Here is a 24,997-nt window from a genome sequence, read left to right as displayed (position 1 = left end):
TCGACGGACCCCCGCCCGTGGGGTTCTCCCCGGGGGGCTCCCCCGGGGGGCCCGCGCCGCCGGCGGGCGCGCCGGGGGCCCCGCCGGCGGGGGGCGGGGTGGTCATGGCCTGTCCTCTCGGGTGCTGCGGTGGGGCGGGTGCCGCGCCGGCGGTGCCGGCGGGGCGGGGGGCGCGGGCGGGCCGGTGCGGCCGGCCCGCCGGTGCCGGGTCAGATGCGGTAGCCGGAGCCGGGCACGGTGACGATCACGGCCGGGTCGCCGAGCTTGCGGCGCAGGGTCATCACGGTGACGCGGACGACGTTGGTGAACGGGTCGGTGTGCTCGTCCCAGGCCTTCTCCAGGAGCTGTTCGGCGGAGACGACGGCGCCGCCGGCGCGCATCAGCACCTCCAGGACGGCGAACTCCTTGGGGGCGAGCTGGACGGGCTTGCCGTCGCGGAGCACTTCGCGGCGGCCGGGGTCGAGGCTGATGCCGGCGCGCTCCAGGACCGGCGGCAGCGGGACGGTGGCGCGGCGGCCCAGCGCCCGTACCCGGGCGACGAGTTCGCTGAAGGCGAACGGCTTGGGGAGGTAGTCGTCGGCGCCGATCTCCAGGCCCTCGACGCGGTCGCTGATGTCGCCGGAGGCGGTGAGCATGATGACGCGGGTGGCGAGACCCTGCTCGACGACCCGGCGGCACACGTCGTCGCCGTGGACGAGCGGGAGGTCGCGGTCGAGGACCACCACGTCGTAGTCGTTGACGGCGATCCGCTGCAGGGCCGCCTCCCCGTCGTAGACGACGTCGACGGCCATGGCCTCGCGGCGCAGCCCGGTGGCCACGGCCTCGGCGAGCAGCTGCTCGTCCTCGACGACGAGTACCCGCACGGTGGTTGTCCCTTCATCCGATCGGCCCCGCCGTGCTGTCCGCCCGTGCGGGCCGTGGTGCGCCGGGCACGGAGCCGCGCCCTGCGGCACGGCCCCGACGGTGCCTCCATCCTGCCTGGTCCGCGGGTAAAGCAGCTGTAAGCGGCCGATTCCGAGCCGTTCCCGGCCGCGGCGGGCCGCTTCCGGTAGGTTGACCTGCGAGGACGCCCCGGGGTGGGGGCCGGGTGCCGGAGCGGAGCGAAAGCGTTCCCTCCGGTTGGACTGTGACACGGGCAACTTTCCGGCGGCGGGGAGGTTTCCCCGGCCCGCGGTTGGGGAGGACAAGCTCACACGCGATCGCGCCGTGCGCGGATCGCACCCACCCGCCGTGTGCTCATCCGCACCGGATCGGGGGTCACGTCATCGGGAGCGGCCGACGAGCCGTCTCCGCGCCCACCGGGGCCGGCAACGTCCGGATCGTGCGGCGTCCCGTGGCACGTCCACCGACCGGGGAGCACGCGGGCCCGTGCCCGTCCGACACAGCAAGGGGGCCGTATGGACGCCTTCACCGCCGGAATCCTGCAGCGCATACAGAACGCCGAGCAGGACCTCCACCGCGCTCTCGAGTCCGGGGACGAGTTCCTGGCCGAGGTCGAGCAGTCCGAGCTGGAGGACCTGCGCCGGCTGGCTGCCGAGCACGGCGTCGACCCGGTGCACGAGATGCACCGTTCGGCTGCCTGACCCGGCCGCAGGACCGACACCCGCCCCGCCCCCGCGGGGCTCCGCAGGACCGAACCACAGCAGCACCACATCGCAGTTCGAATCAGCGAGCCCTGGCACCTCCCGCGTGCCAGGGCCCATTCACTGCCCGGGCGCACCCGGCCGTACGGCTCCGCCCGACGGCCACGAGGGGCCGCCACCGCCCCCCGCGGGGTGGTGGCGGGCCCTTTGCCGTGTCCGGGGCCGGGTCAGCCGTGCCAGGCGCCGAGAGCGTCCAGGCGGGCCTGGAGCGGTTCGAAGACGCCGGGGGCGGCGGCCACCGCGAGGTCGCCGTCGGCGGGCCGGCCGGGCCGGCCGCCGGCGAGGGCGCCCGCCTCGCGGGCGATCAGCAGGCCGGCCGCCATGTCCCAGGGCTTGAGGCCGCGCTCGTAGAACGCGTCGACCCGGCCGGCGGCGAGGTCGCACAGGTCGACGGCGGCGGCGCCCGCCCGGCGGATGTCGCGGACCTCGGGCATCAGGGCGAGCAGCACCTCGGCCTGGTGGGCGCGTTCGGCCTGCACGTAGTTGAAGCCGGTGGCGACCAGCGCCTGCCCCCAGGGCGGGGCCGGGCGCACCGCGAGGGGGCGGGCGGCGGGGTCGGGACCGCCGCGGACGGCCCGGAAGAGTTCGCCGCGGGCGGGCACGGCGACGACCCCGACGACCGCCTCGCCGTCCAGTTCGGCGGCCACGCTGACGCCCCAGGAGGGCAGTCCGTACAGGTAGTTGACGGTGCCGTCGAGCGGGTCGACGACCCAGCGGACGCCGCTGCGGCCGGGCCGGTCGGTGCCCTCCTCGCCGAGGTAGCCGTCCTCGGGACGGCGGGCGGCGATCAGCTCCTGGACGAGCTTCTCGGAGGCGAGGTCCATCTCGGTGACCACGTCGACGGGGCTGCTCTTGGTGGCGGCCACACCGAGGTCGGCCGGGCGGCCGCGGTGCAGCAGCTCGGCCGCGGCGCGGGCGGCCTCCTCGGCGACGGCGAGCAGTTCGGCCGTCAGCGCGGCGGCCTGCGGGTCGGTGGGCGCGGTGCCGGTCACGCGGGGTCCTCCCGGGTACGGGGTGCGGGTCACTGTTCGGCGGCCGCGGGCCGCGGGGCGCGCGGGTTGGGGCAGCAGGCCGCGGCGCAGACGTCGTGGCTGGGGCCGAGGGTGCCGAGGGCGCGGCGGTCGACCGCGGCACCGCGTTCGGCGGCGGCCCGCTCCAGGACGAGTTCGCGCACCGCGGCGGCGACCGGCGGGTCGGCGCCGACGGTGGCCGCCCGGGCGACCGGCAGGCCGAGCTCGGCGGCCTTCGCGGCGGCCTCGGTGTCGAGGTCGTACTTGACCTCCATGTGGTCGGAGACGAAGCCGATCGGCACCATCACGGCGGCGGGCGCGCCGGCGGCGTGGAGCTCCTCCAGCCGGTCGCAGACGTCCGGCTCCAGCCACGGGACGTGCGGGGCGCCGCTGCGGCTCTGGTAGACGAGCTCCCAGGGGCGGTCGGCGGCGCCGGTGGCCGCGGCGACGGCCTCGGCGACCAGCCGGGCGACGTCGAGGTGCTGGGCGACGTAGGCGCCGCCGGGGGTGTCGCGGGCCGGGTCGTCGGGGGCGCCGGAGCTGTCGGCCATGGCGTTCGGGATCGAGTGCGTGGTGAAGACGAGGTGCGCCCCGGCGCGGACCTCCTCGGGCAGGTCGCCGAGGGCGGCGAGGGTCGCGTCGATCATGGGGCCGACGAAGCCGGGGTGGTTGTAGAAGTGCCGGAGCTTGTCGACGCGCAGCGCGGGCAGGCCGTCGCGGGCGAGCCCGGCGAGGGCGTCGGCGAGGTTCTCGCGGTACTGGCGGCAGCCGGAGTAGCCCGCGTAGGCGCTGGTGGCGAGGGTGAGCACCCGGCGGTGGCCGTCGGCGGCGATCTCCCTCAGGGTGTCGGCCAGGTACGGCGCCCAGTTCCGGTTGCCCCAGTAGACCGGCAGGTCGAGGCCGTGGTCGGCGAAGTCCTTGCGCAGCGCGGCCAGCAGCTCGCGGTTCTGCTCGTTGATCGGGCTGACCCCGCCGAACAGGAAGTAGTGCTTGCCGACCTCGGCGAGGCGCTCCTTGGGGATGCCCCGGCCGCGGGTCACGTTCTCCAGGAACGGCACGACGTCCTCCGGTCCCTCCGGGCCGCCGAAGGAGAGCAGCAGGAGCGCGTCGTAGGGGGCGTGGTCGGTGGCGGTGCGCGAGTCGGACATGGCTCCGATCCTGCCACCCGGCGGGGTCCGGCCGGTGACGGGCCACCCGTCCGCCGGAAATGTCTTCGCGGGCGGCGGCAGGCTGTTCGTAAGCTGTCCATACGAACGACGTTCCTTACCCACTCCTGCGGAGCACCAGTGCTGTCCAGCTACCGCCAGATCTTCGCCGCCCCCGGCAGTCTGGCCTTCTCCTCCAGCGGCTTCGTGTCGCGGCTGCCGATCTCCATGACCGGCATCGGCATCGTCACGATGCTCGCCCAGCTCCGCGGCTCGTTCGGGATCGCCGGCGCGGTCTCCGCCGTCCTCGCGGCGGCCGCGGCGGTGCTCGGCCCGCAGGTGTCCCGCCTGGTCGACCGGCACGGGCAGCGGCGGGTCGCGCTGCCGGCCACCTCCGCGGCCGTGGCCTCCGCGGCGGGCCTGCTGGCCAGCGCCCGGCTCGGCGCCCCCGACTGGACGCTCTTCCTCTTCGCCGCCGGCATGGGCGTCATGCCGAGCACCGGGTCGATGGTCCGCGCCCGCTGGGCGCACCTGTACAGCGACCGGCCGGACCGGCTGCACACCGCGTACTCCTTCGAGGCGGTGATGGACGAGGTCTGCTTCATCGTCGGGCCGATCCTCTCCATCGGGCTCGCCACCTCGCTCTTCCCGGAGGCCGGCGTCGCGCTGGCCGCCGTCTTCCTGCTGGTCGGCGTGGTGTGGTTCTGCGCGCAGCGCTCCACCGAGCCGCCCGTCCATCCGGCCGCGCACCACCACGGCGGGTCGGCGATCCGCTCCGCCGGGCTGCAGGTGCTGGTGCTGACCTTCGTCGCCACCGGCGCGATCTTCGGCGCGGTCGAGGTGGTCACCGTCGCCTTCGCCAAGGAGCAGGGCCACACCGCGGCCTCCAGCCTGGTGCTCGCCGTGTACGCGCTGGGCTCCTGCCTGGCCGGGGTGGTGTTCGGCGCGTTCCGGCCGCGCGGGTCGCTGGCCGGCCGGTTCCTCGGCGGGGTCGGCGCGATGGCGGTCGGCATGCTGCCGCTGGTGCTGGCCGCCTCCCTGCTGCACGGCACGGCCGGCCTGGTCGGCATCGGGGCGGCGCTGTTCGTCGCCGGCCTGTCGATCTCCCCGACGATGATCACCGCGATGGCGCTGGTCGAGCGGCTCGTCCCGGCCTCGAAGCTCACCGAGGGGATGACCTGGACGACCACCGGCCTCGCGATCGGCGTCGCGCTCGGCTCCTCGGCGGCGGGCTGGGTGGTGGACGCCGCCGGCGCCGCGACCGCCTACTGGGTGCCCGTCGGGGCCGCCCTGCTCGCCGCGGTCGCCGCCCTGGCCGGACTGCCGCGGCTGCGCGGCGGGCTGGCCGCCCCCGAGCCGGAGCCGGTGGGCACCCCCGCGGCCCGGTGAGCAGCGCCCGGACGGGGTCCTTCGGGGCATGGACCGGGGGCATCCGAGTGACTACGCTCACCCTACCCACTGGTAGTTCGTGAGCAGGAGGCACTCGGCATGCCCCACGGCACCACCACCGGCACCTGGAGCAACTGGGCCGGCAACCAGACCGCCCGGCCCGCCCGGGCGGTCGCTCCCGGCTCCGCCGAGGAGATCGCCGAGACGGTGCGCCGGGCCGCCGAGCAGGGGCAGCGGGTCAAGGCGGTCGGCTCCGGCCACTCCTTCACCGCGATCGCCTCGGCCGGCGACGCCGTGCTGGTGCGCCCGGACGCCCTGACCGCCGTCCGCTCGCTGGACCGCGAGGCCGGCACGGTCACCGTCGAGTCCGGACTGCCGCTCTCCCGGCTCAACCGGCTGCTCGCCGCGGCCGGGCTGTCGCTGACCAACATGGGCGACATCGAGGTGCAGACCGTCGCCGGCGCCACCAGCACGGGCACCCACGGCACCGGCCGGGACTCCGGCTCGCTCGCCGCCCAGATCCGCGCGGTGGAGATCGTCCTCGCCGACGGCAGCATCCGCACCTGCTCCCCGACCGAGGACCCCGAGCTCTTCCAGGGAGCCCGGCTCGGCCTCGGCGCGCTCGGCGTGGTCAGCGCACTGACCTTCGCCGTGGAGCCGGCCTTCCTGCTGACCGCGCACGAGAAGCCGATGCGCTTCGACGAGGTGCTCGCCGGCTTCGACGACCTGGCCTCGGTCAACGAGCACTTCGAGTTCTACTGGTTCCCGCACACCGATCTGTGCACCACCAAGCGGAACAACCGCAGCCCGGGCCCGGCCGCGCCGCTGCCGGGATTCCGGGCCTGGCTGGACGACGACTTCCTGTCCAACACCGTGTGGGAGGGCGTCTGCCGCGTCGGCCGCCGCTTCCCCGCCGCGATCCCGACCATCGCGCAGGTCGCCGGCCGGGCCTGGTCCGAGCGCACCTACACCGACACCGCGTACAAGGTGTTCACCAGTCCGCGGAAGGTCCGCTTCATCGAGATGGAGTACGCGGTGCCGCGGGAGGCCGCGACCACCGTGCTGCGCGAGCTGAAGGCGCTGGTGGAACGCTCCGACTGGCGGATCAGCTTCCCGGTGGAGGTCCGGGTGGCGCCCGCGGACGACCTGTGGCTGTCCACCGCGAGCGGCCGCGACAGCGTGTACATCGCCGTCCACCTGTACCGGGGCACCGCCGACAGCGGCTACTTCACCGAGGTGGAGCGGCTCATGACGGCGCACCAGGGACGCCCGCACTGGGGCAAGCTGCACACCCGCGACGCCGAGTACCTGGCCGGTGCGTACCCGCACTTCGGCGACTTCACGGCGCTGCGGGACAAGGTCGACCCGGGCCGGGTGTTCGCCAACGACTACCTCCGCCGGGTGCTCGGGGACTGACGGAGGATCGGCAGCAGTTTCCTCGCTCACGCGCCGGAGACTCGAACAATCCTGTCGATCCTGCACGGCACGGGACACAACGGGCGAAATTCTGCTTCAGCCCGGTCGATATATGTGAAGATGATCACCGTTCGACGATCGCGAAGCGCTCAACGGTGTGGCCGCTCTTGAGATTCCGGTGAATCGGGGGAGACTTGAGCGGCGAGCCGCCCCGCTGGGTGCCACGAATGGAGTACTGTTCGTTGGGCCTGAGCCTTCGGCGTTCCTGTTGACTGCCCGTCTGACAGTGGCCTAGGGGCCCGGGCGCGACGTCGACCGGCGACGTGGCGAACAGGCAACCGTGCCACAGCGGCGTGCCCGGGTGTAAGCCCGACACGCCGGGTAACTCTGCAAGGTTGTGGCCAGTCGCAGGCGGGCAGGCCACACTCAGTACGGGAGCAGCGACGCAGGTGACGTCGGCAGGCACCACCCGGGAGGTAACCGTGCCCGAACTGCGCGTCGTGGCCGTCAGCAACGACGGCACACGGCTGGTGCTCAAGGCTGCCGACAGCACGGAGTACACCCTCCCCATCGACGAGCGGCTGCGCGCCGCCGTCCGCGGCGACCGGCCGCGCCTCGGCCAGATCGAGATCGAGGTCGAGAGCCACCTGCGGCCCCGTGACATCCAGGCGCGGATACGAGCCGGTGCCTCCGCGGAGGAGGTCGCACAGGCGGCGGGGATCTCCGTCGAACGGGTCCGCCGCTTCGAGGGCCCGGTGCTGGCCGAGCGCGCCTTCATGGCCGAACGCGCCCGCAAGACCGCGATCCGTCGGCACGGCGAGTCCACCGGCCCGCAGCTCGGCGAGGCCGTCGCCGAGCGGCTGACCCTGCGCGCCGCCGAGAAGGACACCGAGCGGTGGGACTCCTGGCGCCGCGACGACGGCACCTGGGAGGTCATCCTCAGCTACCGCGCGGACGGCGAGCACCGCCGCGCCAGCTGGACGTACGACCCGCCGCGCCGCCTCGTCCAGCCGAACGACGACGAGGCACGCGCCCTGATCGGCGAGAACGTCGACCGCGACGAGGACTCGGTCTTCCCGTTCATCCCGCGGATCGCCCGGCTCCCCCAGGAGCGGCCGGCCCGCGCGATGATCGAACGGCCCTCCGCCGACCGGATCATGTCCGGCCGGGAGGTCCGCGAGGCCAGGGAGGCGTCCGCGGAGAACCGCGACTCGCTGACCAGCCTGCTCGACGTGGTGCCCGCCTACCGCGGCGACCTCGCGATCGGCCCCGCGCCGGAGCCGGTGATCGCCGCCGAGGAGCCGGAGGAGGCCGAGGAGCCGGCCGCCCCCGCGGCCAGCGTCGGCGCCGGGTCGGCCTACGCCGACATCCTCATGCCGCGGGCGGTCGCCCCGCACCGCGAGCGGCTGGTCGGCACCACCGACCGGCAGGCCGAGGCCGACGGCGTCCGCCCCGGCCGCCGCGCCACCGTGCCCAGCTGGGACGAGATCGTCTTCGGCAGCCGGCGCAAGAAGCAGGAGTAACCGGACCACGCACACGCAGGGGCGGCTTCCCGTACGGGAGGCCGCCCCTGCTGCCGTCCTGGTGCCTGTCCTCAGGGGTGAGCCGCATTCGTCAGGAGCACCCTCGGAAGACGGCCCCTAACCCGGGAGGTCGCCGGTGGCCGCCGGGCGGGCCGGATCGCCGGACCACTCGCTCCACGAGCCCGGGTAGAGCACCGCGCCGGTGATCCCCGCGCTCTCCAGCGCCAGCAGCTCGTGCGCCGCCGTCACCCCCGAGCCGCAGTACACGCCGAGCGGCACCGAGCCGTCCGCACCGAGCGCGGCGAACCGGGCCGCCAGCTCCGCCCGGGGACGGAAGGTGCCGTCCGCCGCCACGTTCTCCGCCGTCGGCGCCGACACCGCACCCGGGACGTGGCCCGCCCGCGGGTCGATCGGCTCCACCTCGCCGCGGTACCGCTCCCCCGCCCGGGCGTCCAGCAGCACGCCCTTGCGCGCCAGCTCCGCCGCGCCGTCCGCGTCCACCGTCGGCAGCGACCCGGGCACCGGCACGAAGTCGCCGGCCCCGTCGGCCGGGCGCTCCAGCCACCCAGACCGCCCCGCCGCCCGCCACGCCGCCAGACCGCCGTCCAGCACCCGCACCCCGTCGTGCCCCGCCCAGCGCAGCAGCCACCACGCCCGCGCCGCCGACATCGCCGGGCCCGCGTCGTACACCACCACCGGCCGACCCGCCGACACCCCGGCCCGGCGCAGCGCCGCGCCCAGCACCGCCGGGTCGGGCAGCGGATGCCGGCCGGCCGGGCCGGGCGGGGCGGCCAGCTCGGTGTCCAGGTCCAGGTAGTGCGCACCGGGCAGGTGCCCGGCCGCGTACTCGCCCGCGCCGGGCGGGCCGCCCAACTGCCAGCGGACGTCGAGCAGGACGGGCGGCGTCGGCCCCGCCAGGGCGGCGGCCAGCTCGTCGACGGAGATCAGCGGGGAAACACCCGAGGAAGTCATGTCCGCCATTGTGGCAAGACCGGGCCGCCGCCGACGGACCGTCAGCCCTCGAACGGCAGCACGTCGGGGGAGAGCACCGACGCCCGGGCGGTCGCCGCCGTCAACCGCCGCCGGTGGTGGCGCCGGCAGAGCACCTCGTAGCCGATCTGGTCCTCCGAGACCGCCACGTCGCCGACCACCACCTGCGCGCCCTCGACGACCATCACCCCGCCGACCGTCCGCGCGTTGTGCGTCGCCCGCGCCCCGCACCAGCAGAGCGCCTCCACCTGCAGCACCTCGACCCGGTCCGCCAGCTCGATCAGCCGCTGCGACCCCGGGAACAGCTTCGTCCGGAAGTCCGTCGTGATGCCGAACGTGTAGACGTCAATGCCGAGTTCGTCGACCACCCGGGCCAACTGGTCGATCTGCTCCGCCGAGAAGAACTGCGCCTCGTCGCAGATCAGGTAGTCCGCCTTGCCGCCCGCCGACAGCAGGTGCACCACGTGCGCCTGGAAGTCGAAGTCGTCGGCGACCTCCACCGCGTCCGCGCGCAACCCCAGCCGGCTGGAGATCGTCGCCGCACCCGCCCGGTCGTGCCGGGTGAAGATGATGCCCTGGCGGCCGCGCGCCGCGTGGTTGTGGTCCATCTGCAGCGCCAGCGTCGACTTGCCGCAGTCCATCGTGCCCGAGAAGAACACCAGTTCAGCCATGGGTGGGACGAGGGCCTTTCGATCGTGGGACGGGCGGTGCGGACAGCATCAGGTACGGACGTCGAGCAGCGGCACCAGCTGCTCCACCGCGGTCATCGACCCGTGCAGGCCGACCATCGAGGACTCCCCCGGCTCGTTCCGCGAGGCGACCACCGCGATGTCGTCCCGCGCCGCCGCCACCACGTCGCCGATCCGCGGCAGCACCCGCTCGTCCACCACCGGACCGAACCAGCCGGCCGCGACCGCCTGCTCCCGGGTGGCCACCCACATCCGGTCGCCCAGCACCTCGCTCCAGACCGTGTGGACGTCCGCCGCCGCACCCGGCACCGCGTACACGTGCCGCGCCCGGCCCTCGCCGCCCAGCAGCGCCACGCCCGCCGACAGCTCCCAGTCCTCGTCGAAGTCGACCCGGTCCTCCGGCGCGATGTCGATCATGCCGTGGTCCGCCGTCACGTACAGCGCCGACCGCGGCGGCAACTGCTCCGCCAGCCGCTTCACCAGCCGGTCCACCGTGTTCAGCGTCATCCGCCACTCGTCCGAGTCCACCCCGAACCGGTGGCCGGCCCCGTCCAGCTCGCTCACGTACGTGTAGACCAGCGCCCGGTCGTTCCGCGCCAGCCAGCGCGCCGCCTCGTCCATCCGCTCCTCGCCGGTCGTCCGGCCCAGGAACGTCCCGCCCGAGAGCGCGACCTGCGTCAACGGCGTCTGCGAGAACAACGGCGAGGACACCTGCGCCGTCGCCACGCCCGCCCGCGACACCCGCTCGAACACCGTCGGGTGCGGCTGCCACTCCCGCGGCGGCACCGGCGGCACCCAGCGCAACTGGTTCATCAGCTCGTTCCGGCCCGGAACCCGCACCGTGTACCCGGCCAGGCCGTGCACCCCGGGCGTCAGCCCCGTCCCCACCGAGGCCAGCGAGGTCGCCGTCGTCGACGGGAACCCCGACGTGATCGGACTCGCCCCGGCCGACAGCGACGTCAGGAACGGCGCGTACTCCGGATGCCTGCGGACGAGCTCCCAGCCCATGCCGTCCACCAGGAACACGCAGACCCGGTCCGCCGGCTCCAGCAGCAGCCCGCTCTCGAAGCCGGGCACGCCGAGGCCGGCCGCCACCGCCGGCAGCAGGTCCGCCAGCGAACCGCAGCCGTACGCCGGAGCCGGGGCGTCCGAAGGATCGAGGATCTCGAAGGCGTCGTAACCGAGCATGCGTGACGGCGGCCTCAGACCCGGTCGGCGATCGTCGCCTCGGACAGCGCCCGCGCGAACACCAGCGCCTGCGACACCGTCTCCGGACCGTCACCCGCCTCCGACACCCGCAGCGACAGGTCGTCCGCCGTCGCCGACCCCGTGTACCCGTGGTCCGCGTCGCAATTCGGGTCCGAACAACCCGCCGGCTCCAGGTCCAGGCGCTGCACCGCACCCCAGCCGATCGTGAGCACCACCTCGCGCGGCAGCGTCCCCGGCGTGTACGTCTCCGGGTTCGCCACCATGCGGCTCACCACCACCGAATTGATCCGGTCCAACCGGACGCTCTCGGTCGACGTCGTCGCGTACGGCACGGGGGTCGCCGCGTCGCCGTTCTGCTCGTCCGTGTGGCTCACCACGAAGCGCGACGGGGTCAGCACCAGCACCGTCACGTGCCGGCGGACCTCGTTCGCGTCGAACGTCGTCTCCTGGTGCACCAGGTAGGAGCTGATCGGCTCGGGGCCCACCGCGGACTCCACGGCCTCGGACACCAGGGCCGGGTAGTAGCCGCTGCGCTCGATCGCCGACCGCAGGTCCTGCGTGGTGGTGGTACCGGTCTTGGCCATGTCTCCATCCTGGCATGTCCCGCCGACGAAGCGGGCGGCACTGCGCCGAGCTTCCGGACCCGCCTTGCCGGGCCCGCCCTGCGGGGGGCTGGTCAGCGCCGCCGAGCGGCGCAGCCAAGCAAGGTTACAGGCTGCTCATCGCCCGCGGACCCAGATCCGTCCGCACCGGCAGCGGCGCGATCCGCACCACCGCCCCCAGCACCGCCAGCCCCTGCGGCGCCACCACCACCGGCTCCAGATCCACCGACGCCACCTCCGGCAGGTCGTCCACCAGCCGCGACACCCGCAGCAGCAACTCCTCCAGCGCCCCGGTGTCCACCGGATCCGCGCCCCGCCAACCGAACAGCAGCGGAGCCGCCCGCACCTCCCGGATCAGCGCCGCCACGTCCCGGTCCGTCGCCGGCACCAGGCGGTGCGCCAGATCACCCAGCAACTCCGCCGGCGCCCCCGCCAGACCGAAACTCAGGATCGCGCCCACCGCCGGATCCACCGCCGCCCCGATCACCGTGTCCACCCCGCGCGGCGCCAGCTGCTGCACCACCAGCCGCGCCTGCGCCGCCCCGCCCAGCAACGCGTCCAGCTCCCGGTGCGCCCGCCGCAGCCCCTCCTCGCCGTCCAGGTCCAGCCGCACGCTCCCCAGGTCCGGCCGGTGCCGCAGGTGGTCCGCCGTCGCCTTCAACGCCACCGGATAGCCCAGCCGCCGCGCCGCCCGCACCGCCGACTCCTCGTCCGGCGCCGGCAGCACCGGCCGCACCGCGATCCCGTAGCAGCCCAGCAGCGCCTCCGCGTCCGCCTCCGGCAGCGTGAACCGGGCCCCGCCCGGCTGCGTCCGCGCCGCCACCGCCAGCCGCGTGCCCAGCGCCCCCTCCACCAGCGCCCGCGCCCGCGCCTCGTCGATCCCCTCCAGCTCGGGGATCCGCGCCGTCCGCTCCGCCTCCGCGCTGCGCCGGCGCCACTCGGCGTAGTGCACCGCGTTCGCCAGGGCGTGCACCGCCCGCTCCGGCGCCGGGAACGCCGGGATCCGGCCCGCCCGCAGCCGCTCCGCCAGGCCTCCCAGTGCCAGGTGCGTCAGCAGCAGCGGCTTGCCCAGCTCCCGGGCCCGCTCCCCGGCGTCCAGCAGCGCCGCCGCGACCTCCGGCTCGTCGTCCGGCTCCGGTGCCCCGCCGCCGTGCACCCCGATCGGCGGGATCGCCACCGCGATCACCGCGTCCACCGCCGGGTCGCCCAGCGCCGTCCCCAGCGCGATCCGGAAGTTCTCCCCCGTGGCCGCCGTCGTCAGGTCCACCGGCGACCGCGGCCGCAGCCCGCTGCCCAGGCACGCGTCGTACGTCAGCAGCCCCAGCGAGTCCGAGTTCCCCACCACCGCCACCCGGTCGCCCGCCGGCAGCGGCTGGCCCGCCAGCAGCTCCCCCGTGTCGAACAGGTCGGTGATCGTCTCCACCCGCACCACCCCGGCCTGCCGGAACAGCGCGTCCACCGTCGCGTCCCGCAGCCGGCTCGACGCCGGCTGCACCGCGTGCCCCGGCGGCAGGCTCCCGGTGTGCCGCGCCCCCTTGACCACCACCACCGGCTTCGACGCGGCCAGCCGCCGGGCGATCCGCGTGAACTTCCGCGGATTGCCGAACGACTCCATGTACATCAGCACCACCTCGGTGGCGGCGTCCTCCTCCCAGAACTGCAGCATGTCGTTGCCCGACACGTCCGCCCGGTTCCCCACCGAGGCGAACGACGACACCCCGAGGCCCCGCCGGTGCGCCGCCTCCAGCAGCGCCACCCCGATCGCCCCCGACTGGCAGAACACCCCGAACGGGCCGCGGGCCGGCAGCACCGGCGCCAGCGACGCGTTCAGCGGCCGCTCCGGGTCCGTCGACACCAGCCCGAAGGCGTTCGGGCCCACCACCCGCATCCCCGCCGCCCGCGCCTGCCGCACCAGCGCCCGCTGCCGGTCCCGCCCCTCCGGACCGGTCTCCGCGTACCCGGCCGTCACCACCACCAGGCCCTGCACCCCGTGCGCGCCGCAGTCCGCCACCACCGCCGGGACGGCCGCCTCCGGCACCGCCACCAGCGCCAGGTCCACCGGCCCCGGGATCTCCAGCAGCGACCGGTGCACCGGCACCCCGTCCAGCACCGTCCCGTCCGGCGCGCTCCGGTTCACCGCGTACAGCTCGCCGTGGAACCCGGCCAGGCTGCGCAACAGGCCGCGCCCCACCGACTGCGGATTGCGCGACACCCCGACCACCGCCACCGACCGCGGCGTCAGCAGCCGCTGGACCGAGCGGGCCTCGGCCCGGTGCTCCCGGCCGCGCATCACCGCCAGCGAGGCCGCCGTCGGCTCCAGGTCGAATTCCAGGTGCACCACGCCGTCGGCGAAGCTGCGGTGCTGGGTGTAGCCGGCGTCGGTGAAGACCTTCACCATCTTGCGGTTCTCCGGCAGCACCTCCGCGGTGAACCGGCGGATGCCGCGCTCCTGGGCGACCGCCGCGATGTGCTCCAGCAGCGCCGAGGCGACGCCGCGGCCCTGGTGGGCGTCCTGCACCAGGAAGGCCACCTCGGCGTCGGTGCCGGTGGTGGAGGGGCGGCCGTCCTCGTCGATCCGGTCGTAGCGGACGGTGGCGATGAACCGGTCCCGCACCACCGCCGCCAGGCCCACCCGGTTCACGTAGTCGTGGTGGGTGAAGCGCCGCACGTCCTTGTCGGACAGCCGCGGGTACGGGGCGAAGAAGCGGAAGTACTTCGACTGCTCGGAGACCTGCTCGTAGAACTCGACCAGCCGCTCGGCGTCGGTCGGGGTGATCGGCCGGATCCGGGCCGCGCCGCCGTCGCGCAGCAGGACGTCGGCCTCCCAGTGCTGGGGGTAGCCGGTCTCGTCGGCCGGGTCGGTGCCCGGCTCGATGGCCGGTTCGGTGCTCGGCTCGGTGGCCGGGTCGGTGCCCGGCTCGGTGGCCGGGTCGGTGCCCGGCTCGGTGCGCGGTGAAGTCCCGGAGTCGTCCACAACCGCCAGGCTATCCGGCGGGGGCCGCGGCGAGCCGCCCGGCGGTGCCGGACCGGCGGGGCCAAGGTGGGAACGAGGGGTGCCGCACCGTTCCGGACGTGCGACGGACGTGCGACACTGGTCTAGACAACTGGCTCCACCCAGCACCACCGAAAGGCACGTCCCATGGCAGAGCGCCGCGTCACCGTCGGTTGGGCCGAAGGCCTCCACGCCCGTCCCGCCTCCATCTTCGTCCGCGCCGTCACCTCCACGGGCGTGCCCGTCACCATCGCCAAGGACGGCGGCAACCCCGTGAACGCCGGCTCCATGCTCGGCCTGCTCGCCCTCGGTGCCGCCGGCGGCGACACCGTCGTCCTGGCCTCCGAGGCCGACGGCGCCGACCAGGCCCTCGACCGCCTCGCCGAGCTCGTCCAGGAGGGCCTCGACGAGCTCCCCGCGGCCTGACCGCGGCCACGCGAAAGGGGTGCACCACGGCGGTCCCGCCGGGTGCACCCCTTCGCTCTGCCGGGTGCCGTCAGAAGACCGACCAGCCGGTCGCCGTGGTCAGCGCGTCCAGCGCCGCCACCCCCAGCACCGAGTTCCCCGCCGCGTCCAGGCCCGGGCTCCACGCGCACACCGCGCCCCGGCCCGGCAGCACCGCCAGCACGCCCCCGCCGACACCGCTCTTGCCCGGCAGCCCCACCCGGTAGGCGAACTCCCCCGCCGCGTCGTACGTCCCGCAGGTCAGCATCACCGCGTTGATCCGCTTCGCCTCGCTACGGGTCAGCAGCCGCGAACCGTCCACCCGCACCCCGTGCCGCGCCAGGAACAGCCCCGCCAGCGCCAGGTCCCGGCAGCTCGCCGTGATCGCGCAGTGCGCGTAGTAGTGCGCCAGCACGCTGTCCACCGGGTTGCGCAGGTTGCCGTAGCTCGCCATGAAGTGCGCCATCGCCGCGTTGCGGTGGCCGTGCCGCGCCTCCGAGGCGGCCACCGTGTCGTCCGTGGCCACCGCCTCGTTCCCCGACTCCCGCCGGAGGAACTCCCGGACCGCCCCCACCGCGTCGCCCGTCAGCTCCAGCAGACGGTCCGTCACCACCAGGGCGCCCGCGTTGATGAACGGATTGCGCGGGATCCCCTGCTCGGTCTCCAACTGCACCAGCGAGTTGAACGGGTTCCCGGACGGCTCCCGGCCCACCCCGCGCCACAGTCCGTCGCCGCCCTCGGCGAGGGCCAGCGCCAGCGTGAACAACTTGGACACCGACTGGATCGAGAACGGCTCCTCCCACGAGCCCGCCCCGAACACACCGCCGTCCACCGTCGCGATCGCCATCCCGAAGGCCTCCGGATCGGCCTTCGCCAGCGCCGGGATGTAGTCCGCCGACCGCCCGCGCGCCGGCGCCGCGAGCGCGGTCTCCATCGATTCCCGCAGAAGTCCCTGGTAGTCCACGCGGCCATTGTGTCCCCGGCCGCCCGTACCACCCCGCCGGGGTCCACGATCCGACATTTCGACTTGAGGACCACCACACCATCGGATGATCCGCCGACGAACCGACCCGCCGCCGGGACCACCCGGCGCAGGCTGGCGCCATGACCGGATTCGACCTCGAAAACCCCGACCACGCCTACATGTTCGGCTTCCTCCAGGCCGACGGGCACCTGCGCCAGGGCCTGGGCAACAAGGGCAGCCTCAGCGTGGAGCTCTCCGCGCGCGACACGCCCCTCCTGGAGGAGTTCAAGCGCATCTGCCCCTGGCCCAGCAGCATCCGTCACCGCACCCGCACCACCAACTTCGCAGCGAACCACACCTCGGCGACCTGGACGGTGTGCGCCCGCGAGTTCCGCGAACGGCTCGTGGCACTGGGTCTGCCGCCCGGACGGAAGTCCTCGACGGTGGAGCCACCACGGGCCCCCTTCGCCGAGCGGGACTACCTCCGCGGCCTGATCGATGCCGACGGCTCGCTCGGACGCACCGGCAAGGACCTGCCGTTCGTCAGCCTGACCACCGCGAGCGAGCCGCTGGCGGCCCACTTCTGCCGCTACGCCCACGCGCTGACCGGCGCCGTGCGCACAGCCCGGCGGAACCGGCGCGACGCGATCTACAACATCCTCTTCACCAGGGAGGACGCCGTCGCCATCGTCCGGCACCTCTACTACCCGGGCTCCCTCGCCCTGCCGCGGAAGCTGGCAGCCACGGCCGACGTAACGGCGTGGACCCGACCCGACGGGATGAGGAAGGTGCTGCGCCGCCCGTGGACGGCAGACGAGGACCGCCTCCTGCTGGCCGCCCGGAACGCGGAGGCGGCAGCAACCGTGCTCGGCCGGTCCGTCAGCAGTTGCTCGGCCCGACGATGGCGGCTGGTGGGACCGGAGAAGGCCGGGGTGCGCTTCCCGCGCACCCCGGCCTGAGCTCAACCCTTCACGCAGACGACCTGCTTGAGGTGGGCGACCACCTCGACCAGGTCGCGCTGCTGGTCCATCACCTTCTCGATGGACTTGTACGCGCCCGGGATCTCGTCGACGACGCCCGCGTCCTTGCGGCACTCCACGCCCTTGGTCTGCTCGACCAGGTCGCGCGTGGTGAACCGCTTCTTGGCCGCGGTGCGGCTCATCTTGCGGCCGGCGCCGTGCGAGGCCGAGTTGAACGCGGCGTCGTTGCCGAGACCGCGGACGATGTACGAACCGGTGCCCATCGAGCCCGGGATGATCCCGTAGTCGCCGGAGCCGGCCCGGATCGCACCCTTGCGGGTGACCAGCAGGTCGACGCCGTCGTACCGCTCCTCCGCCACGTAGTTGTGGTGGCAGCTGATCATCTGGTCGAAGGCCACCTTCGCCTTCGGGAACTCCCGCCGGACGACGTCCTGGAAGAGCGCCATCATGATCGCTCGGTTGCGCTTGGCGTAGTCCTGCGCCCAGAACAGGTCCTGGCGGTAGGCGTTCATCTGCGGGGTGTCCGCGATGAACACCGCGAGGTCGCGGTCGATCAGGCCCTGGTTGTGCGGCAGCGACCGGGCGACGCCCATGTGGTGCTCGGCGAGCTCCTTGCCGATGTTGCGCGAGCCTGAGTGCAGCATCAGCCAGACCGAACCGGACGTATCGACACATACCTCGCAGAAATGGTTGCCGCCGCCGAGCGAACCCATCTGCTGAGCCGCCCGCTCGCGCTTCCAGCGGACCTCCGGGGCGATGCCGTCGAAGCCGTCCCAGAAGCGGTCCCAGCCGCCGGTGGCGAGGTCGTGCAGCTTGCCCGGGTCGACCGGGTCGGTGTGCAGGCCGCGGCCGACCGGGATCGCCTGCTCGATCTTGGAACGGAGCCGGGACAGGTCGTCCGGCAGGTCCTTCGCGGTGAGCGAGGTCTTGACGGCGGTCATTCCGCAGCCGATGTCGACGCCGACCGCGGCCGGGCAGACGGCGCCCTTCATGGCGATCACGGAGCCGACCGTCGCGCCCTTGCCCAGGTGCACGTCGGGCATCACGGCGAGGCCGTGCAGCCACGGGAGCGAGCTGATGTTGCGCAGCTGCTGCATGGCCTGGCCCTCGACGGTGGCCGGGTCGGTCCACATCCGGATGGGCACGCGGATGCCGGGTACCTCGGTGTACGACATGGTGATTCGACCTCCACAGGTCGCTTGTTTCCAGCGTAGGGGGGTGCCGCGCGATGAGTCCCGGTGCGGCTCGGGGAAGGCTGTGGGGCCGCGCTCAGGCGGCTGTGCGCCGGGAGGACGGTCGTGGGGAGCATCGGTAGTCGCGCTCGACCCGCATGGTGACCGCCTCCTCTCGCGCTGTGTGCTGCGGCCGCGGGGTGCGGCTGCGGGGACCATCTACCCACGCGGCCGGGCCCCGGTGCAATGCAATAAACGCGCGGGCCCGGCGGAGCTGACGCTCCGCCGGGCCCGGGGTGCCGTACGTCAGTTGGCGACGACGGTGACCTCGCCGATGCCGAGGTCCCGGACGGCGTCACCGATGACGGAGGCGTCGCCGACCAGCACGGTGACCAGGCGGTCCGGCGGGAAGGCGGCGACGACGGCCTCGGTGGCGGCCTCGGTGCCGAGTTCGGCGAGCTGCCGGTAGACCTCGGCCTGGTAGTCGTCGGGCAGGTACTGCTCGACCTGGTCGGCGAGGGTGCCGGCGACCGAGCCGGCCGTCTCGTACTTCAGCGGGGCGACGCCGACGAGGAACTGCACGGCCTCGTCGCGCTCGGCGTCGGTGAGGCCCTCGGCGGCGAGGGTGCGCAGGATCGTCCAGGTGTCGGCGAGGGCCGGCGCGGTGGACGCGGTGTCGACGGATCCGCTGATGGCGAGCAGCGCGCGGCCGGAGCCGTCGGCGGCGGAGCGCAGCGGCTGGGCGAAGGCGCGGACGCCGTAGGTGTAGCCCTTCTCCTCGCGCAGGACGCGGTCGAGGCGGGAGGTGAGGGTGCCGCCGAGGCAGTAGGTGCCGAGGATCTGGGCGGCCCAGGTGGGGTCGTGGCGGTCGGGGCCGATGCGGCCGATGAGGAGCTGGGTCTGGACGGAGCCGGGCCGGTCGACGATGATCACGCGGCCCTTGTCGTCGGCGGTGACCGGGGCGTGGGCGGAGGGCTCGGCGGGGTCGGCCGTCCAGGTGCCGAGGGTGCTGTCGAGGAGGGCGGGGAGGTCCGTTCCGGTGAGGTCGCCGACGACGACGGCGGTGGTGGTGCCGGGGCGGACGTGGGCCCGGTAGAAGGCGTGGACGGCGGCGCGGTCGATGGTGCGCACGGTGTCGGCGGTGCCGCTGCGGGGGCGGGAGAGCCGGTCGGTGGCGTCGAAGAGGGCGGCGTAGAGGGCCTTGGCGGCGCGCCGGGCGGGGTTGGCGAGTTCGTGGGTGATCTCGTCGAGCCGGTTGGCGACGAGTCGTTCGATCTCGTCCTCGGGGAGGGCGGGGGCGCGGAGGGCGTCGGCGAGGAGGGTGAGGCCGCGTTCCAGGCGGGAAGCGGGGACTTCGAGGCTGACGCGGACGGCGGGGTGGTCGGCGTGGGCGTCGAGGGTGGCGCCGGCGCGTTCGAGTTCGGCGGCGAACTCCTCGGCGGTGTGGTGCTCGGTGCCTTCGTTGAGGGCGCGGGCGAGGATGTTGGCGACGCCGTCGAGGCCGGTGGGTTCGGCGGCGAGGGGGGCGTCGACGACGAGGTCGACGGCGACGAGCTGCTGGCCGGGGCGGTGGCAGTGCAGGACGGTGATGCCGTTGTCGAGGGTGAGCCGCTGGGGTGCCGGGAAGGCCCAGGGGGTGGCGGTGCCTGCGGCGGGCTGCGGGTGGAAGGTCATCTGGCTGGTCACGCGGCCGTCTCCTGCTCGGTGGTGTCGTCGGCGTCGGGGCCGGTGGTGGTGGGCTCGTAGGCGAGGACGGCCCGGTTCTCGGGGTGGAGGCGGGCGGCGGCGACGGCGCGGACTTCTTCGGCGGTGATGTCGAGGACCTTGGGGAGGGCCTCGTTGAGGAGCTTGGGGTCGCCGAAGAGGACGGCGTAGCGGCAGAGTTCGTCGGCGCGGCCGGCGACGGTGGTGAGCCGGTCGAGCCATTCGCGTTCGATCTGGGCCTGGGCGCGCTCGAGTTCCTCGGGGGTGGGGCCTTCGGCGGCGAAGCGGGCGAGTTCCTCGTCGACGGCGGTGCCGACGGCGTCGAGGGTGGCGTCGCCGCTGGTCTTGACGTCGAGCCAGCCGAGGCTGGGGGCGCCGGCGAGGCGCAGCAGGCCGAAGCCGGCGGTGACGGCGGTGCGGTCGCGGCGGACGAGCCGGTTGTAGAGGCGGCTGGATTCGCCGGAGCCGAGGATGGTGAGGGCGAGGTCGGCGGCGTCGGCCTCGCGGGTGCCGTCGTGGGGGAGGCGGTAGGCGGCCATGAGGGCGCGGCTGGGGACGTCCTCCTCGACGAGTTCGCGCAGTTCGCGGCCGATGGTGTCGGGGAGGGTGCCGTCGCGCGGGGGCTGCTTGCCGTTGTGGGCGGGGATGCTGCCGAAGTACTTCTCGACCCAGGCGACGGTCTGCTCGGGGTCGAGGTCGCCGACGATGGAGAGGACGGCGTTGTTGGGGGCGTAGTAGGTGCGGAAGAAGGCGCGGGCGTCTTCGAGGGTGGCGGCGTCGAGGTCGGCCATGGAGCCGATGGGGGTGTGGTGGTAGGGGTGGCCGTCGGGGAAGCTGAGGGCGGTGAGCTTCTCGAAGGCGGTGCCGTAGGGGACGTTGTCGTAGCGCTGGCGGCGTTCGTTCTTGACGACGTCGCGCTGGTTCTCCATGGAGGTGTCGTCGAGGGCGTCGAGCAGGGAGCCCATCCGGTCGGCCTCGAGCCAGAGGGCGAGTTCGAGCTGGTGGGCGGGCATGGTCTCGAAGTAGTTGGTGCGTTCGAAGCTGGTGGTGCCGTTGAGGGAGCCGCCGGCGCCCTGGACCAGTTCGAAGTGGCCGTTGTTGGAGACGTTGCGGCTGCCCTGGAACATCAGGTGTTCGAAGAGGTGGGCGAGGCCGGTGCGGCCCTTGACCTCGTGGCGGGAGCCGACGTCGTACCAGAGGCAGACGGCGGTGACCGGGGTGAGGTGGTCCTCGGAGAGCACCACGCGCAGGCCGTTGGCCAGGCGGTGTTCGGTGATGGCGAGGCCTCGGTGGGAGGCGGGGGCCGGCTGGGCCATGCGCTGTGGGTCCTTCCCTGGTGGTTGTGCAGGTCGGGGGCTGTGTGCGTGTCCCCATTGTGGTGCAACGCGCGGGGGCCCGGGATGTGTCCGCGCAGGGGCGGCGTTCGCCAGGGGCGGACGCGGTGGGGGTCGGCCGCGGCGGTGGGCGGTGCGGGTGCGGGGGCGGGGGCGGCGGGGGGGGGGGGGGGGGGGGTGGGCGTGGCTGTGGGTGGGAGGGTCCACAATGGGGGGCGCCGTGCCCCCGTAGGGTTCGACGCGGCGGCCGGTGGACGGCCGCCGTTCGACAGACGCAAGCCCGACACGCAAGGAGCCCCGCCGCGATGGCCCGCCGCAGTTCGCCCACCCCGCCGCCCGGTGACTTCGAGGAGCGGATTCTCGATGTCGACGTGGTGGACGAGATGCAGGGCTCGTTCCTGGAGTACGCGTATTCGGTGATCTACTCGCGGGCGCTGCCCGACGCGCGGGACGGTCTGAAGCCGGTGCACCGGCGGATCCTGTACCAGGCGAACGAGATGGGTCTGCGGCCGGAGCGCGGGCACGTGAAGTGCGCACGCCTGGTGGGCGAGGTGATGGGTCGGCTGCATCCGCACGGCGATGCGTCGATCTACGACTCGGTGGTGCGGATGGCGCAGCCGTTCTCGATGCGGCTGCCGTTGATCGACGGGCACGGGAACTTCGGTTCGCTGGGCAACGACGACCCGCCGGCGGCGATGCGGTACACGGAGTCGCGGCTGACGGCGGCGTCGATGTCGATGGTGGAGTCGATCCACGAGGAGACGGTCGACTTTGGTCCGAACTACGACGGCAGTGAGCAGGAGCCGCAGGTCCTGCCGTCGGCGTTCCCGAACCTGCTGGTGAACGGCGCTTCGGGCATCGCGGTGGGCATGGCGACGAACATGCCGCCGCACAACCTGGCCGAGGTGGTGGCGGCGGCCCGGCACCTGATCAAGCACCCGAACGCGGACCTGGACACGCTGATGCGGTTCGTGCCGGGTCCGGACCTGCCGACGGGCGGCCGGATCGTGGGTCTGTCGGGGATCCGGGACGCGTACGCGAACGGCCGGGGGACGTTCAAGATCCGGGCGACGACGGCGATCGAGAGCGTGACGGCGCGCCGCAAGGGGATCGTGGTCACCGAGCTGCCGTACAGCGTCGGGCCGGAGAAGGTGATCGCGAAGATCAAGGACCTGGTCAACGCGAAGAAGCTGCAGGGCATCGCGGACGTCAAGGACCTGACGGACCGTGAGAACGGTCTGCGCCTGGTGATCGAGGTGAAGAACGGCTTCGTGCCGGAGGCGCTGCTGGAGCAGCTGTTCAAGTTGACGCCGATGGAGGAGACCTTCGGCATCAACAACGTGGCGCTGGTGGACGGTCAGCCGCTGACGCTGGGCCTGAAGGAGCTGCTGGAGGTCTACGTCGACCACCGCTTCGAGGTGGTTCGGCGGCGCAGTGACTTCCGGCGGCGCAAGCGCCAGGAGCGGCTGCACCTGGTCGAGGGCCTGCTGGTGGCGCTGGTCGACATCGACGAGGTGATCGCGCTGATCCGGTCGAGCGACAACGCGGCGCAGGCGAAGGAGCGGCTGATCGAGCGCTTCTCGCTGTCGGAGGTGCAGACGGCGTACATCCTGGACACTCCGCTGCGGCGGCTGACCCGGTTCGACCGGGTGGAGCTGGAGGACGAGCAGCGGAAGCTGACGGCGGAGATCGCGGAGCTGACGGAGATCCTGGAGTCGGACGCGCGGCTGCGCAGCGTGGTCTCGTCGGAGCTGGGTGCGGTGGCGAAGCAGTTCGGTTCGCCGCGCCGGACGGTGCTGCTGGAGGCGGGGGCGGTGCCGAGTGCGGCGCTGTCGGTGCCGTTGGAGGTGGCGGACGATCCGTGCCGGGTGATGCTGTCGTCGACGGGTCTGCTGGCGCGGACGGCGGACGGCGAGTCGGTGGAGGTGTCGGAGCAGCGGGCGAAGCACGACGTGGTCGTGTCGGCGGTGGCTGCGACGGCGCGGGCGGACGTGGGTGTGGTGACCACGGCGGGCCGGGTGCTGCGGCTGCCGGTGATCGACCTGCCGCAGTTGCCGCCGGGGGGTGCGGCGTCGCTGGCCGGTGGTGCGGCGGTGTCGGAGTTCCTGCGGTTGGAGGCCGGGGAGCGGGCGCTGGCGCTGACGACCCTGGACGAGTCCTCGCCGGGTCTGGCGCTGGGCACGGTGCAGGGCGTGGTGAAGCGGGTGGTGCCGGAGTGGCCGTCGAACAAGGACGAGTTCGAGGTGATCGCCCTCAAGGAGGGTGACGAGGTCGTCGGTGCGGTGGAGCTGGCGACGGGCGAGGAGGACCTGGTCTTCATCGCCTCGGACGCGCAGTTGCTGCGGTACCCGGCGGGTCAGGTGCGGCCGCAGGGTCGCCCGGCCGGCGGTATGGCGGGCATCAAACTGTCGGAGGGGGCCCGGGTGCTGTCGTTCACGGCGGTGGATCCGGGTGCGGACGCGGTGGTGCTGTCGGTGGCGGCGGCGTCGGCGACGCTGTCGGGCGGTGAGCACACGACGTGGAAGGTGACGCCGTTCGAGGTGTATCCGCGTAAGGGCCGGGCGACGGGCGGTGTCCGTTGTCAGCGGTTCCTGCGGGGTGAGGACGTGTTGGCGTTCGCGTGGGCGGGTGCGGTGCCGGCGTTGGCGGCTGCGGCGAACGGTTCGCCGGTGGTGCTGCCGGAGCGGGATCCGCGCCGGGACGGTTCGGGTTCGCCGGTGTCCGCGCAGGTAGCGGCGGTCGGCAGCCGGCTGTAGGGCCGGTTCTGCGTGGGCGGGGGCGCTGCTTCGGCGGCGCCCCCGTCGGCGTTGCGGCGGGGGGGGCCGGTGGTGCGGCCGGGGCGGTGCTTCGCGGCCGGGGCTGCCGGGGGTGGCGAGGGTAGGCTTGCCTGGGTGAGCACCTGCGCGACGTTGTCGCTGGAACTGTCCGAGCCGTTGGCCGCGACCGCGGCGACGGCCTCGACCTGGCTGCTGTTGGAGCAGGCCGGGCCGTGGGGGGCGAAGGCGCTGGTGGAGAGCCATCTGGAGACCGCGGTGGGGGCGGCGTTGGAGGCGGCCGCGGCGGGTTCGGGGGTGCGGGTGGCGCTGGTGCGTTCTCCCGGCCGTCATGCGGACGCCCGGCCCCAGGACCGGCACCGGGTGGTCGTGGCGCACACGGTGCCGGGCCGGTCGTGGGTGCGGCGCTGGTCGGTGGCGGATCCGGCGGAGCTGCTGGGTCTGGACTTCGCGGCGCTGGGTGCGGGGGTGCACGGCGGTCTGGGGGTGGAGCACGACGGCGGTCCCCTCGCGCTGGTCTGCACGAACGGCCGCCGGGACCGGTGCTGTGCGCTGCTGGGGCGTCCGTTGGCGGCGGAGCTGGCGGCGTCGGGCCTGGGCGAGGTGTGGGAGGTGACGCACCTGGGCGGTCACCGGTTCTCGCCGACGATGCTGGTGCTGCCGTTCGGGTACGCGTACGGGCGGCTGTCGGGGGCGGCGGCGAAGGAGGTGCTGGCGTCGACGGCGGCGGGGCACACGGTGCCGGAGTTCTCGCGGGGCCGGTCGTGCTGGGACCGTCCGGGTCAGGCGGCGGAGCACGCGGTGCGCCTCGCGGTGGGTGAGACGGCGGCGGAGGCGCTGACGGTGCGCCAGACGGCGGTGGGCGGTGGCTGGTCGGTGGAGGTGCGGCACGTGGACGGCCGCGGCTGGCGGGTGCCGGTGACGGCGGGGGTGTCGGAGCCGCCGCGTCCGGAGAGCTGCGGGAAGGCGGCGGGGCTGCCGTCGCGGATGGTCGCGGGGCCGGTGGAACGGCTGTGA

20 protein-coding genes are annotated in these 24,997 nt (G+C 74.0%); 8 read left to right on the top strand and 12 right to left on the bottom strand.

From position 1 onward, the window contains the following. Nucleotides 1-209: 209 nt before the first annotated feature. Nucleotides 210-863: a response regulator transcription factor gene (locus ABD353_RS10795; RefSeq protein WP_030277361.1), complete on the bottom strand. Its 654-nt coding sequence runs from the start codon at nt 861-863 to the stop codon at nt 210-212. A gap of 534 nt (nt 864-1,397) precedes the next feature. Between ABD353_RS10795 and ABD353_RS10790 the strand changes: the two genes are divergently transcribed. Continuing rightward, nucleotides 1,398-1,583 (top strand): hypothetical protein, encoded by a 186-nt coding sequence (locus ABD353_RS10790; RefSeq protein ID WP_263103369.1) that lies wholly within the window; start codon nt 1,398-1,400, stop codon nt 1,581-1,583. A gap of 227 nt (nt 1,584-1,810) precedes the next feature. Here the strand turns inward: ABD353_RS10790 and ABD353_RS10785 are convergent, their stop codons facing one another. Both ABD353_RS10785 and ABD353_RS10780 read right to left on the bottom strand, forming a co-directional pair. Continuing rightward, the gene (locus ABD353_RS10785) at nt 1,811-2,635 is read right to left on the bottom strand and encodes an inositol monophosphatase family protein (protein ID WP_344623285.1); all 825 of its coding nucleotides are present in this window, start codon (nt 2,633-2,635) and stop codon (nt 1,811-1,813) included. A gap of 29 nt (nt 2,636-2,664) precedes the next feature. Then, the gene (locus ABD353_RS10780; protein ID WP_344623284.1) at nt 2,665-3,801 is read right to left on the bottom strand and encodes a ferrochelatase; all 1,137 of its coding nucleotides are present in this window, start codon (nt 3,799-3,801) and stop codon (nt 2,665-2,667) included. 138 nt (nt 3,802-3,939) lie between these two features. Here ABD353_RS10780 and ABD353_RS10775 point away from each other — a divergent pair, with 138 nt between their 5' ends. The 3 genes from ABD353_RS10775 (at nt 3,940) to sepH (ending at nt 8,126) form a co-directional block, all read left to right on the top strand. Further along, nucleotides 3,940-5,187 carry an MFS transporter gene (locus ABD353_RS10775; protein WP_344623283.1) on the top strand — a complete coding sequence of 416 codons (1,248 nt, stop codon included), beginning with the start codon at nt 3,940-3,942 and terminating at the stop codon, nt 5,185-5,187. 99 nt (nt 5,188-5,286) lie between these two features. After that, the gene (locus ABD353_RS10770; protein ID WP_344623282.1) at nt 5,287-6,603 is read left to right on the top strand and encodes a D-arabinono-1,4-lactone oxidase; all 1,317 of its coding nucleotides are present in this window, start codon (nt 5,287-5,289) and stop codon (nt 6,601-6,603) included. 449 nt (nt 6,604-7,052) lie between these two features. Beyond that, on the top strand, nt 7,053-8,126 hold the full coding sequence (gene sepH / locus ABD353_RS10765; RefSeq protein ID WP_344623281.1) for a septation protein SepH: 1,074 nt from the start codon (nt 7,053-7,055) through the stop codon (nt 8,124-8,126). A gap of 117 nt (nt 8,127-8,243) precedes the next feature. Here the strand turns inward: sepH and ABD353_RS10760 are convergent, their stop codons facing one another. From ABD353_RS10760 to ABD353_RS10740, 5 genes are all read right to left on the bottom strand, one after another. Further along, nucleotides 8,244-9,107: a sulfurtransferase gene (locus ABD353_RS10760; protein WP_425555117.1), complete on the bottom strand. Its 864-nt coding sequence runs from the start codon at nt 9,105-9,107 to the stop codon at nt 8,244-8,246. Nucleotides 9,108-9,139: 32 nt separating this feature from the next. Continuing rightward, nucleotides 9,140-9,787, bottom strand: a complete 648-nt coding sequence (locus ABD353_RS10755; protein WP_030277373.1) for a thymidine kinase — start codon at nt 9,785-9,787, stop codon at nt 9,140-9,142. 48 nt (nt 9,788-9,835) lie between these two features. Beyond that, a complete protein-coding gene (locus tag ABD353_RS10750) occupies nt 9,836-10,993 on the bottom strand; it encodes an alkaline phosphatase family protein (RefSeq protein ID WP_344623279.1) in 1,158 nt (385 codons plus the stop codon). A 14-nt stretch (nt 10,994-11,007) separates the two neighbouring features. After that, nucleotides 11,008-11,598 carry a DUF5998 family protein gene (locus tag ABD353_RS10745; protein ID WP_030277377.1) on the bottom strand — a complete coding sequence of 197 codons (591 nt, stop codon included), beginning with the start codon at nt 11,596-11,598 and terminating at the stop codon, nt 11,008-11,010. A 124-nt stretch (nt 11,599-11,722) separates the two neighbouring features. Further along, complete coding sequence (locus ABD353_RS10740; RefSeq protein ID WP_344623291.1) at nt 11,723-14,491, bottom strand: bifunctional acetate--CoA ligase family protein/GNAT family N-acetyltransferase; 2,769 nt, start codon at nt 14,489-14,491, stop codon at nt 11,723-11,725. A 264-nt stretch (nt 14,492-14,755) separates the two neighbouring features. On the opposite strand from ABD353_RS10740, the gene ABD353_RS10735 reads away from it, so the two are divergent. Next, nucleotides 14,756-15,034 carry an HPr family phosphocarrier protein gene (locus ABD353_RS10735; protein WP_344623278.1) on the top strand — a complete coding sequence of 93 codons (279 nt, stop codon included), beginning with the start codon at nt 14,756-14,758 and terminating at the stop codon, nt 15,032-15,034. Between the two features lie 70 nt (nt 15,035-15,104). Here ABD353_RS10735 and ABD353_RS10730 read toward each other — a convergent pair whose 3' ends face one another. Then, the gene (locus ABD353_RS10730) at nt 15,105-16,016 is read right to left on the bottom strand and encodes a glutaminase (protein WP_344623277.1); all 912 of its coding nucleotides are present in this window, start codon (nt 16,014-16,016) and stop codon (nt 15,105-15,107) included. A gap of 140 nt (nt 16,017-16,156) precedes the next feature. On the opposite strand from ABD353_RS10730, the gene ABD353_RS10725 reads away from it, so the two are divergent. Next, a complete protein-coding gene (locus tag ABD353_RS10725) occupies nt 16,157-16,975 on the top strand; it encodes an LAGLIDADG family homing endonuclease (protein WP_344623276.1) in 819 nt (272 codons plus the stop codon). Nucleotides 16,976-16,977: 2 nt separating this feature from the next. Here ABD353_RS10725 and ABD353_RS10720 read toward each other — a convergent pair whose 3' ends face one another. The 3 genes from ABD353_RS10720 to ABD353_RS10710 all read right to left on the bottom strand — a co-directional run bounded on the left by ABD353_RS10720 (nt 16,978) and on the right by ABD353_RS10710 (nt 21,188). Then, on the bottom strand, nt 16,978-18,171 hold the full coding sequence (locus tag ABD353_RS10720) for an RtcB family protein (protein WP_344623275.1): 1,194 nt from the start codon (nt 18,169-18,171) through the stop codon (nt 16,978-16,980). Nucleotides 18,172-18,474: 303 nt separating this feature from the next. Then, a complete protein-coding gene (locus tag ABD353_RS10715; protein WP_425555122.1) occupies nt 18,475-19,842 on the bottom strand; it encodes a M16 family metallopeptidase in 1,368 nt (455 codons plus the stop codon). An 8-nt stretch (nt 19,843-19,850) separates the two neighbouring features. Continuing rightward, nucleotides 19,851-21,188, bottom strand: a complete 1,338-nt coding sequence (locus tag ABD353_RS10710) for a M16 family metallopeptidase (RefSeq protein WP_344623273.1) — start codon at nt 21,186-21,188, stop codon at nt 19,851-19,853. A 323-nt stretch (nt 21,189-21,511) separates the two neighbouring features. On the opposite strand from ABD353_RS10710, the gene ABD353_RS10705 reads away from it, so the two are divergent. Continuing rightward, nucleotides 21,512-23,962 carry a DNA gyrase/topoisomerase IV subunit A gene (locus ABD353_RS10705; protein WP_344623272.1) on the top strand — a complete coding sequence of 817 codons (2,451 nt, stop codon included), beginning with the start codon at nt 21,512-21,514 and terminating at the stop codon, nt 23,960-23,962. A 135-nt stretch (nt 23,963-24,097) separates the two neighbouring features. After that, the gene (locus ABD353_RS10700) at nt 24,098-24,997 is read left to right on the top strand and encodes a ferredoxin family protein (protein WP_344623271.1); all 900 of its coding nucleotides are present in this window, start codon (nt 24,098-24,100) and stop codon (nt 24,995-24,997) included.

Origin of the sequence: Kitasatospora arboriphila, assembly GCF_039528095.1 — a bacterium.
Taxonomy (GTDB): domain Bacteria; phylum Actinomycetota; class Actinomycetes; order Streptomycetales; family Streptomycetaceae; genus Kitasatospora; species Kitasatospora arboriphila.
Note: the sequence above shows the minus strand (reverse complement) of the source record. Positions and strands in the feature narration are given on the sequence as shown.